This window comes from Sphingomonas sp., from assembly GCF_036677245.1.
In the GTDB taxonomy this organism is placed as follows: Bacteria; Pseudomonadota; Alphaproteobacteria; order Sphingomonadales; family Sphingomonadaceae; genus Allosphingosinicella.
Genome location: NZ_JAKFCG010000019.1, coordinates 1 through 9,668, shown reverse-complemented (window position 1 = coordinate 9,668; position 9,668 = coordinate 1). Strand labels below are relative to the sequence as shown.

The following is a 9,668-nucleotide window of genomic DNA, read 5'->3' as shown; positions in this document are numbered from 1 at the left end:
GCCGATGCCCATTACGGCCCGGTGGTCAATGCCGCGCACCGCAAGCGCATCGAGGACTATATCCAGCTGGGCATCGACGAAGGCGCCGAGCTGGTCGTCGACGGCCGCGGCTTCGCGCTGCAGGGCCATGAAGAAGGCTTCTTCATCGGCCCGACCTTGTTCGACCAGGTCAAGCCGAACCACCGCGCCTATCAGGAGGAGATCTTCGGGCCGGTGCTGCAGATCGTGCGCGCCGACAGCTTCGAGGAAGCGTTGCGGCTCCCGTCGGACCACCAATATGGCAATGGCGTCGCGATCTTCACCCGCAACGGCCACGCCGCGCGCGAGTTCGCCAGCCGGGTCAATGTCGGCATGGTCGGGATCAACGTGCCGATCCCGGTGCCGGTCGCCTATCACACGTTCGGCGGTTGGAAGCGCTCGGGCTTCGGCGACATCAACCAGCACGGCATGGAGGGCGTCCGCTTCTGGACCAAGACCAAGACCGTGACCCAGCGCTGGCCCGACGGCTCGGTCACCGGCGAGAATGCTTTCGTCATTCCCACCATGGGGTAAGGGAGCGCCGATGACCCAGTTCGACCTCACCGACGAACAGCGCCAGATCCAGGAGATGGCGCGGCAGTTCACCGCCGACGCGATCACGCCGCATGCGGCCGAATGGGACGAGAAATACATCTTCCCGCGCGACGTGATCCGGCAGGCGGCGGAGCTCGGCTTCGGCGCGATCTATGTGTCGGAGGAGAGCGGCGGGATCGGGCTGGGGCGGCTCGAGGCGGCGCTGGTGATGGAAGCGATGGCTTATGGCGATCCTTCGACCTCGGCGTTCATCTCGATCCACAATATGTCGGCGTGGATGATCGACCGCTTCGGCAGCGCTGCGGTCAAGGCCAAATATCTGCCGGCGCTGGTGACGATGGAGGCGATGGCGAGCTATTGCCTGACTGAGCCCGGCTCCGGCTCCGACGCGGCGGCGCTCAAGACCAAGGCGGTGAGGGACGGCGAATATTATGTCGTCAGCGGCTCGAAGGCCTTCATCTCGGGCGGCGGCGAGAACGAGCTCTATGTGACGATGGTGCGCACCAGCGACGACGGCGCGAAGGGCATTTCGTGCCTGGTGATCGAAAAGGACATGCCGGGCGTCAGCTTCGGCGCGCAGGAGCGCAAGCTCGGCTGGCATTCTCAGCCGACCGCGCAGGTCAATTTCGACGAGGTTCGCGTCCCTGTCGAAAACCTGGTCGGCGGCGAAGGCGAGGGCTTCCGCATCGCCATGGCCGGGCTTGACGGCGGCCGGATCAACATCGGCGCCTGCTCGCTGGGTGGCGGCCAGCGCTGCCTCGACGAATCGGTTGCCTACACCAAGGATCGCAAGCAGTTCGGCCAGGCGATCGCCGACTTCCAGGCAACCCAGTTCACATTGGCCGACATGGAAACCGAGCTTCAGGCGGCGCGCACCTTGCTCTATGCGGCGGCCGTGAAGGTTAGCGACAATGCTCCGGACAAGACCCGCTTCGCGGCGATGGCCAAGCGGCTCGCGACCGACACCGGCAGCTCGGTCGTCGATCGTGCGCTGCAACTCCATGGCGGCTACGGCTATTTGATGGACTATCCGATCGAGCGTTTCTGGCGCGACCTGCGAGTCCATTCGATCCTGGAAGGAACCAACCAGATCATGCGAGTCATCATCGCCCGGGACATGCTTCGCCAATGAGCGACCTGATCATCGAGATCGAAGGCAAGGTCGGGCGGATCAGGCTCAATCGTCCCGAAGCGCTGCACGCGCTGACCACCGACATGTGCAGCGCGATGATCGCGGCGCTGACCGAATGGGCCGACAATCCGACCGTCAAGGCGGTGATGATCGACCATGCCGTCGGGCGCGGCTTCTGCGCGGGCGGCGACGTCCGCGCGATCGCCGCCAGCGCGGCCTCCGACGGTGTTGCGGCGCGCGCCTTCTTCCGCGAGGAATATCGCCTCAACCATCTGCTGTTCACCTACCGCAAGCCCACGGTGGCATTCATCGACGGCATCGTGATGGGCGGCGGCGGCGGCATCTCGCTGCCCTGCACCTACCGCGTCGCGGCCGAGAACACGCGCTTCGCGATGCCCGAAACCGCGATCGGCCTGTTTCCGGACGTCGGGGGCGGCTGGTTCCTGTCGCGTCTGCCGGGGAGGGTCGGCCAGTTCCTCGGGCTGACCGGGGCGAGGCTCGACGGCGCCGAATGCCATTATCTCGGCATCGCCACCCATTATCTGCCGCACGCCGCGCTCGACGAGGTGAAGGAGCAGATCGCCGCACGGCCGGAGCGCGCAGAGGGCATCCTCGGTACGGCGAGCGTCAAGCCGCCCGCCGCGCGCATCGCCGACAATCTCGTCCACATCAACAAGGGCTTCGCCTCGGACCGGCTCGAGGACGTCATCGAGGCGCTCGACACCGAGGGCAGCGAGTGGGCGGAGACCGAGCTTGCGACCGTAAGGTCGAAAAGCCCTCTGTCGTGCAAGGTCACGCTGCGCCTGCTCGCCAACGGCGCGAAGATGCAGGATTTCGCCGACGAGATGCGCCAGGAATATGCGGTGGTCACCCGTATCGTGCAGCGGCCGGACTTCGTCGAAGGCGTGCGTGCGGTGGTGATCGACAAGGATCAGGCGCCGAAATGGGACCCGGCGTCGCCCGAGGGCGTCAGCGACCACATGATCGACACGATCTTCGCGCCGTTGCCCGAGGAAGAGCAATGGACGCCGCTCTCGAATGACGGCCAAACCGAAAAAAGCCAAATAGCAAAAAGGGCACCGCGATGAGCTATGAAACGATCCTGGTCGAGCAGCGCGGGGCGGTGACCTTGATCACACTCAACCGGCCGCAGGCGTTGAATGCGCTCAACAGTACCGTCCTTGCCGAGATGATCGATGTGTTCGCCGCTTATGAGTCCGACGAGAGTCAGCGCTGCGCGGTCGTGACCGGCAGCGAGAAGGCGTTCGCCGCCGGGGCCGACATCAAGGAGATGAGCGACAAGAGCTTCGCCGAAATGTACCGGTCCAATTACTTCCAGGCCTGGGACAAAGTGACCGCGACGCGCAAGCCGTGGATCGCGGCGGTGGCCGGCTACGCGCTCGGCGGCGGCTGCGAGTTCGCAATGATGGCCGATTTCATCATCGCTGCCGACAACGCCCAGTTCGGCCAGCCCGAGATCAAGCTCGGCGTCGCGCCCGGCATGGGCGGATCGCAGCGGCTGACGCGCGCGGTTGGCAAGGCCAAGGCGATGGAGATGTGCCTGACCGGGCGGATGATGGGCGCCGAGGAAGCCGAGCGCTCGGGGCTGGTCGCGCGGGTCGTCCCGGCCGCGAGCCTCGTCGAGGAAGCGCTCAAGACCGCCGAGACGATCGCGGGGATGAGTCCGCTCGCGGCGATGGCGAACAAGGAAATGGTCAACGCCGCCGACGAGACCAGCCTTGCCCAGGGCCTCGCGTTCGAGCGGCGGCTGTTCCACGCCTTGTTCGGCAGCGAGGACCAGAAGGAAGGGATGGCGGCGTTCGTCGCCAAGCGAAAGGCCGAGTGGAAGGGGCGCTGATCACGCCGACAGGCGGCTGCGCACCAACGCGACGAATTGAGAATATGCGTACGCAATTGGCGCGATTGAGAGGATTGGCATGGCACGGGTAGCATTCATCGGGCTCGGCAACATGGGCGGCGGAATGGCGGCGAACCTCGCCAAGGGCGGCCATGACGTGCGGGCGTTCGATCTTTCCGCCGACGCGCTCGAGCGGGCGCGCGAAAAGGGGTGCTCGGCGGTCGCTTCCGCCGCCGAGGCCGTCGCCGACGCCGACGCCGTCGTGACGATGCTTCCCGCCGGCAAGCACGTCCGCGACGTCTATGACGCGAGCGTGTTCGGCAAGGCTCCCACGGACGCGATCCTGATCGATTGCTCGACGATCGACGTCACCACCGCCCGCGAGGAGAGCGCGAAGGCGCGCGCGCAGGGCTATGAGATGGTCGATGCGCCGGTCTCAGGCGGCATCGCCGCGGCCGATGCCGGGACACTGACCTTCATGGTCGGCGGCAGCGAAGACGGCTTCGCCAAGGCGCGGCCCTATCTCGAGCTGATGGGCAAGGCGGTGATCCACGCCGGCGGGCCCGGCGCGGGCCAGGCCGCCAAGATCTGCAACAACATGCTGCTCGGCGCGTCGATGATCGCGACGTGCGAGACGTTCGTGCTCGCCGAAAAGCTCGGCCTCGACCTGCAGACCTTCTTCAACATCTCGAGCCAGGCGTCGGGCCAGAATTGGTCGATGACCAGCTATTGCCCGGTCCCCGGCGTCGGGCCCGAGACTCCGGCCGACCGCAATTACGAGGGCGGCTTCGCGACCGCGCTGATGCTCAAGGACCTGCGGCTGGCGATGGAAGCGGCCGAGAGCGTCGACGCTTATACGCCGATGGGCAGCCACGCCGAGGAGCTCTACACCCGCTTCCTCGAGCTCGGCGGCGACGGCAAGGATTTCTCGGCGATCATCAGGATGATCGCCGAGAAGGCGGATTAGGGCAGAGGAATGTTTCGTCGGGCGACGAGCGACGAGCGCTGACCTCGACAGTGCCAAGCCAAAAAGATGTGGCTTGGGCGTTCTGGATCCTACGCGCCGCTAACCTGCCCGCGGCACCCACTCCATCGATACGACGGCGCGATCAGACTCCCAGCCACCGCAGCCCGCCTGACAAGTCTTCGACGGCAAAATCCACCTGCAACACGCGCCGCCTGCCACCGCTCGTCGCCCGCTCGGACGCGTGGAGCACTGGTGTCGCATACACCCACACGTCGCCGGCCTCTGCCAGGCACGCGGCGGTCCCAAGTTTCCCGACCACGCTAGCGATGTGCCTCTCGGGGATAGGCCCGAGCCGATGAGACCCGGGAGCGATCAAGAGCGGCGCGTTGTTCGCTGGCACGGCGTCAAGATGGACCCGCAAGGTTACCATCCGCTCCAGCACGGACCAAGGCGGCTCTACGTGGATCATCTGCGCTTTGACGTTCCAATTCCGAAACCCGTGTACCTCAATCCGTTCGGCGACGGCGATGGTGCGGTCCTGATGCCAGCAGAGGGCCCAATTCGTCGCGGGGGACTTGTCAAAGAGGAGGGCCCGTACGGGCCGGTGGTCCGCGCCGAGCACGGTACGTGCAATCTTGCCGACGGGGCCAGTCGGGGCGAGAAGCCGCGGTAATCCATCCAGCCCGTGCAGCCTGATGCCAGGCTTGTCGGTCGGAAGGTGAGCCAGGCAGCCCCCGAGGTGATCCAACGTGATCGCATCGATAGCGTCCGTGTGCAGTTCAGCTCCGTCGCGGGCGAAGGTCAATGTCATCTATCGCTGCCTCGGGGTCGGAGCAGAATGCACCTCTTTGACCCATAACACAAAGTATGATAGTGATCCACGTCTCAATGTCCGGTGAGCGGCGAACCCGAATCTACACGAACCGCTGGTTCGCGAAATTCGCAAACCGGGAAGGGATCAGCAATGCGACGCTTGTCGCGGCCATCGATCAGGCCAATCGCGGCCTGACCGACGCCGATCTCGGCGGAGGCCTCATCAAGCAGCGCGTGGCGCGTGAAGGTGGAGGCAAGTCTGGCGGCTATCGCACTTTGGTCTTTTTCCGCCGTGAGCAGCGGGCCATATTCGCCTTTGGGTTTGCCAAGAGCGACAAGGCCGACCTCAGCGCGGTTGAGCTGCGGACCTACAAGCAGGCCGCAAAGATCGTGCTCGCGCTGACGCAGGAGCAGATCGATCGCGAAGTGCATGAAGGAAGAATGTTCGAGGTCAATGACGATGCCCAGGACCTATAAAAGCGAGGCGCTCGCCGCCGTCCACGAGATGATGGAAGGACTCCATGAGGCCGGAGCCATCGACAAGCGGACGCTGCGCGAATTCGACGAGACGTGCCTCGCCCCGGCGACACCGCTGCTGCCAGCAGAGATCAAGGCGATCCGCGAGGCGCAGCACGTCTCGCAGCCGGTGTTCGCCCGCTATCTCAACGTCTCGAAGAACCTCGTCTCCGACTGGGAGCGGGGTAAGAAGCGGCCCGGTGGCCCGGCGTTGCGCTTGCTCTCGATCATCCAGCGCAAGGGCTTGGCTGCGGTCGCATAGAGTGATTTCACGTCAGCTCGAGCTTGCTTCCGCGACCCCGTCGTAGGTCCAGATGTTCGCTTGGCTCACCGCCTCGATCAAACCCGCTCGACCACCATCGCGATGCCCTGGCCGCCGCCGATGCACATCGTGATCAGGCCGTAGCGGCCGCCGATCCGCTCGAGCTCGTAGAGCGTCTTGACCGTCAGGATCGCGCCGGTCGCGCCGATCGGGTGGCCGAGCGAGATGCCCGAGCCGTTGCGGTTCACCTTTTCCGGGTCGAAGCCGAGGCTCTGCGCGACCGCGCAGGCCTGCGCGGCGAAAGCCTCGTTCGATTCGATTACGTCGATCTCGTCGAGGCTGACGCCGGCGCGCGCGAGCGCGGCCGGGACCGCCTTGATCGGGCCGAGACCCATCACGCGCGGCTCGACTCCGGCATGGCCCCAGCCGAGGATCCGCGCCATGGGCGTCAGGCCCTGCTCTTCGACCGCACGCGCGGACGCCAGGACGACCGCGGCCGCGCCGTCGTTGATGCCCGAGGCGTTGCCGGCGGTGACGCTGCCGTCCTTCTTGAACGCCGGGCGAAGCGCGGCCATGCCCTCGATCGTCGCATCGCTGCGGACGTGTTCGTCGGCATCGAACATCCGGCTGCCTTTGCGCTCCTTGATCTCGATCGGCAGGATCTGGTCCTTGAACCGGCCCTCGGCCTGCGCGCGGGCGGCGCGCGCGTGGCTCTCGACGGCGACGGCATCCTGGGTCTCGCGGCTGATCTGATGCTCGGTCGCGATATTCTCGGCGGTGATGCCCATGTGGATATTCTCGAACGGGTCGTGGAGCGCGTCGATCATCGCGTCGACCATCTCGACCGAACCCATTTTCGCACCGAAGCGGACGGCGGAGACGACATGCGGCGAACGGCTCATCACTTCCGCGCCGCCGCCGATGGCGACGTCGCAATCGCCAAGCGCGATCATCTGCGCGGCCGAGATGATCGCCTGCAGCCCCGAGCCGCACAGCCGGTTGAGGGTCAGCGCGCCGGCTTCGACCGGGATGCCGGCGTTGACCGCGGCGACTCGCGCGAGATAGGCGTCCTTGGGTATGGTCTGGATGACCTGGCCGAGCACGACATGCTGCACCCGGTCCAGGGCGACGCCGCCGCGCTGTGCCGCTTCGGCGATCACGCGCGCGCCGAGCTCGGCCGGCGCGAAGTCCTTGAGGCTGCCGCCGAACGTGCCGATCGCGGTGCGGGCGCCTGAAACGATGTAGATTGGTTCCACCTGGCAGTCTCTTTCAGCTTCGCCGCATCCGCCGTATCGACGGGCGGCGCGTGATCACAATTTCTGTGTCAGTTCCGGCACCAGCTTGAATAGGTCCCCGACCAGGCCGAGGTCGGCGACCTGGAAGATCGGCGCGTCCTCATCCTTGTTGATCGCGACGATCACCTTGGAATCCTTCATTCCGGCGAGATGCTGGATCGCGCCCGAGATGCCGACCGCGATATAGACTTCGGGAGCGACGATCTTGCCGGTCTGGCCGACCTGATAATCGTTCGGCGCATAGCCCGCGTCGACCGCCGCCCGGCTCGCGCCGACCGCGGCACCCAATTTGTCCGCCAGCGGATCGATCGTTGCGTGGAATTGCTCGGACGATCCCAGCGCGCGCCCGCCCGAGACGATGATCTTGGCGCTGGTCAGCTCCGGACGCTCGTTCGCCGCGATCTCGGCCCCGACGAAGCTCGAAAGGCCATTGTCGCCGGCGCCGGCTGCGGTCACCGGCTCGATCGTCGCCGCGCCCCCCTCGGCATCGGCCTTGGCGAAAGCGGTGCCGCGGACGGTCAGCACCTTCTTGGCATCGCTCGATTTGACCGTCGCGATGGCGTTGCCGGCATAGATCGGGCGGGTGAACGTATTCTCGTCCTCGATCGAGAGCGTGTCGCTGATCTGCATGACGTCGAGCAGGGCGGCGACTCGCGGCGCGATATTCTTTCCGGTGGTGGTCGCGGGCGCGACGAACGCATCGTGGTGGCCCATCAGCTCGACGATCAGCGGCGCGACATTCTCGGGCAGCGCATGCGCATAAGCGGGAGCATCGGCGACGTGGACCTTGCCGACACCGACAATTTTGGCGGCGGCTTCGGCGACCGCGCCGACGCCCTCGCCGGCGACGAGCAGATGGACATCGCCGAGCTGCGTAGCAGCCGTCACTGCGGACAGGGTCGCGTCCTTCATCTGACCGGCTTCATGTTCGACCCACACCAGCACTTTCATCCACGGCTCCATTCGTCAGGCGGCCGATGCGGATCGGCCAAGCAAGGGTTAAGCAGCGACGCCCTAGAGCCTGATCCTCTGAGGTGGAAGCGCTTTGCGCGTCCGCCGAAAGCGTCAATCAGGCTCACCTCAAGTGTTGAGACCTTGATTCACGTTTCACGCTAATTCAGCCTGAAACAATAAGGTCTAGACCTGGGTCTATCGGGCGCGAGTGGTTTTGCGCGACTCACAAGATCCGGCACGCCTCGTCGAAATCGAGTCGGGGGTTGCGCGGGAACAGGCCTTCTTCGCTGCCATAGCCGATATTGCACAGGAAATTCGATTTCCAGCGCCCATCCGGGAAGAATTCGCCATCGACGCCGGCCGGATTGAAGCCGGACATCGGCCCGGCGTCGAGGCCGAGCGCGCGCGCCGCCATGATCAGATAGCCGCCCTGGAGCGTCGAGGCACGAAACGCGGTCTCCTGCGCAAGCGAGTCGTCATCCTCGAACATCTTGCCCATGTTGCGGCTTGGAAAGAGCTTGGGCATCAATTCGTGGAAGCGGGTGTCGTAGGCAACGATCACGCAGCAGGGCGCGCTCATCGTCTTGTCGACATTGCCCGAGGAGAGATGCGGCTTCAGCCTTTGCTTCGCCTCCTCGGACCGCAGGAACACGAACCGCGCCGGGTTCGAGTTGGCGGTGGTCGGCCCCCATTTCGCGAGCTCGTACAGCGCGCGAAGCTGGTCGTCGCCGAGCGGACGATCGAGCCAGGCGTTGCGCGTGCGCGCCGTGCGGAACAGCCGGTCCAGCTGATGTTCGCCGAACGATTCGGCCCCGGAACTCGGGGCCGCCGCAGCTTGGGGCTGGTCATCGGGCATCGTTTGTCCTTCGCTGTTCTGCGCGCGTGTCGTTGCGGCTAGCGTCATCGGGTGAATTGGGTCAAGCAAGGCAAGCCGGGGGTGAAAGAACGGACCAGAGATTCGGCGCTCCCCAACCGGCATTTTGCAGCAAGGAGAGAATGATGGTCAGTTATGCCACGGTTGGCTCCAACAACCTACCCAAAGCCGTTGCCTTCTACGACGAGCTTCTCGGCGTGATCGGGATGAGCAAATTGTTCGACCACCAGTCGGGAGGTCGGCTTTACGGCGGCGACAAGCAGGGGATGTTCGGCGTGCTCGGCCCCTATGACGGCAACGCCGCCACGGTCGGCAATGGCACGATGGTCGGCTTTGCGATGAAGGACCTCGACCAGATGGCCGCCTTCCATGCCAAGGCGATCGCGCTCGGCGGCACCGACGAGGGCGCTCCGGGCCCGCGCGG

At 65.5% G+C, this 9,668-nt stretch carries 12 protein-coding genes; 8 read left to right on the top strand and 4 right to left on the bottom strand.

All coding sequences use genetic code 11. The features are described from left to right. The 5 genes from V6M48_RS02190 to mmsB form a co-directional block, all read left to right on the top strand. A partial coding sequence (locus tag V6M48_RS02190; RefSeq protein WP_332810886.1) for an aldehyde dehydrogenase family protein occupies nt 1-552 on the top strand: 552 nt, incomplete at its 5' end. Between the two features lie 10 nt (nt 553-562). Continuing rightward, complete coding sequence (locus V6M48_RS02185; RefSeq protein ID WP_332810885.1) at nt 563-1,705, top strand: acyl-CoA dehydrogenase family protein; 1,143 nt, start codon at nt 563-565, stop codon at nt 1,703-1,705. Further along, nucleotides 1,702-2,793, top strand: a complete 1,092-nt coding sequence (locus V6M48_RS02180; protein WP_332810884.1) for an enoyl-CoA hydratase/isomerase family protein — start codon at nt 1,702-1,704, stop codon at nt 2,791-2,793. Before V6M48_RS02185 ends, V6M48_RS02180 begins: the two co-directional genes overlap by 4 nt. After that, nucleotides 2,790-3,563: an enoyl-CoA hydratase gene (locus tag V6M48_RS02175; protein ID WP_332810883.1), complete on the top strand. Its 774-nt coding sequence runs from the start codon at nt 2,790-2,792 to the stop codon at nt 3,561-3,563. Before V6M48_RS02180 ends, V6M48_RS02175 begins: the two co-directional genes overlap by 4 nt. A gap of 79 nt (nt 3,564-3,642) precedes the next feature. Then, nucleotides 3,643-4,530, top strand: coding sequence for a 3-hydroxyisobutyrate dehydrogenase (mmsB, locus tag V6M48_RS02170; protein ID WP_332810882.1), 888 nt, complete (start codon nt 3,643-3,645; stop codon nt 4,528-4,530). Between the two features lie 142 nt (nt 4,531-4,672). On the opposite strand, the gene V6M48_RS02165 is transcribed toward mmsB, so the two are convergent. Continuing rightward, on the bottom strand, nt 4,673-5,341 hold the full coding sequence (locus V6M48_RS02165; protein WP_332810881.1) for a phytanoyl-CoA dioxygenase family protein: 669 nt from the start codon (nt 5,339-5,341) through the stop codon (nt 4,673-4,675). A gap of 56 nt (nt 5,342-5,397) precedes the next feature. Between V6M48_RS02165 and V6M48_RS02160 the strand changes: the two genes are divergently transcribed. Together V6M48_RS02160 and V6M48_RS02155 are read left to right on the top strand one after the other, a co-directional pair. After that, nucleotides 5,398-5,820, top strand: coding sequence for a type II toxin-antitoxin system RelE/ParE family toxin (locus tag V6M48_RS02160; RefSeq protein ID WP_332810880.1), 423 nt, complete (start codon nt 5,398-5,400; stop codon nt 5,818-5,820). Further along, nucleotides 5,804-6,121, top strand: a complete 318-nt coding sequence (locus V6M48_RS02155) for a helix-turn-helix domain-containing protein (protein ID WP_332810879.1) — start codon at nt 5,804-5,806, stop codon at nt 6,119-6,121. Before V6M48_RS02160 ends, V6M48_RS02155 begins: the two co-directional genes overlap by 17 nt. A 77-nt stretch (nt 6,122-6,198) precedes the next feature. On the opposite strand, the gene bktB is transcribed toward V6M48_RS02155, so the two are convergent. The 3 genes from bktB to V6M48_RS02140 form a co-directional block, all read right to left on the bottom strand. After that, on the bottom strand, nt 6,199-7,377 hold the full coding sequence (gene bktB / locus V6M48_RS02150; protein ID WP_332810878.1) for a beta-ketothiolase BktB: 1,179 nt from the start codon (nt 7,375-7,377) through the stop codon (nt 6,199-6,201). Between the two features lie 54 nt (nt 7,378-7,431). Continuing rightward, nucleotides 7,432-8,367 (bottom strand): electron transfer flavoprotein subunit alpha/FixB family protein, encoded by a 936-nt coding sequence (locus V6M48_RS02145; protein ID WP_332810877.1) that lies wholly within the window; start codon nt 8,365-8,367, stop codon nt 7,432-7,434. A gap of 226 nt (nt 8,368-8,593) precedes the next feature. Beyond that, nucleotides 8,594-9,226 carry a malonic semialdehyde reductase gene (locus V6M48_RS02140; protein WP_332810876.1) on the bottom strand — a complete coding sequence of 211 codons (633 nt, stop codon included), beginning with the start codon at nt 9,224-9,226 and terminating at the stop codon, nt 8,594-8,596. Between the two features lie 143 nt (nt 9,227-9,369). Here V6M48_RS02140 and V6M48_RS02135 point away from each other — a divergent pair. Continuing rightward, on the top strand, nt 9,370-9,668 hold a 299-nt coding region (locus V6M48_RS02135; RefSeq protein WP_332810875.1), incomplete at its 3' end, for a VOC family protein.

Excerpts from the sequence above, each read along its gene's own strand:
- V6M48_RS02145 (WP_332810877.1), bottom strand. The coding sequence starts at position 8,367 with ATGAAAGTGCTGGTGTGGGTCGAACATGAAGCCGGTCAGATGAAGGAC.
- V6M48_RS02140 (WP_332810876.1), bottom strand. The coding sequence starts at position 9,226 with ATGCCCGATGACCAGCCCCAAGCTGCGGCGGCCCCGAGTTCCGGGGCC.
- V6M48_RS02160 (WP_332810880.1), top strand. The coding sequence starts at position 5,398 with ATGATAGTGATCCACGTCTCAATGTCCGGTGAGCGGCGAACCCGAATC.
- V6M48_RS02165 (WP_332810881.1), bottom strand. The coding sequence starts at position 5,341 with ATGACATTGACCTTCGCCCGCGACGGAGCTGAACTGCACACGGACGCT.
- V6M48_RS02155 (WP_332810879.1), top strand. The coding sequence starts at position 5,804 with ATGCCCAGGACCTATAAAAGCGAGGCGCTCGCCGCCGTCCACGAGATG.
- V6M48_RS02180 (WP_332810884.1), top strand. The coding sequence starts at position 1,702 with ATGAGCGACCTGATCATCGAGATCGAAGGCAAGGTCGGGCGGATCAGG.
- V6M48_RS02185 (WP_332810885.1), top strand. The coding sequence starts at position 563 with ATGACCCAGTTCGACCTCACCGACGAACAGCGCCAGATCCAGGAGATG.
- V6M48_RS02175 (WP_332810883.1), top strand. The coding sequence starts at position 2,790 with ATGAGCTATGAAACGATCCTGGTCGAGCAGCGCGGGGCGGTGACCTTG.
- mmsB (WP_332810882.1), top strand. The coding sequence starts at position 3,643 with ATGGCACGGGTAGCATTCATCGGGCTCGGCAACATGGGCGGCGGAATG.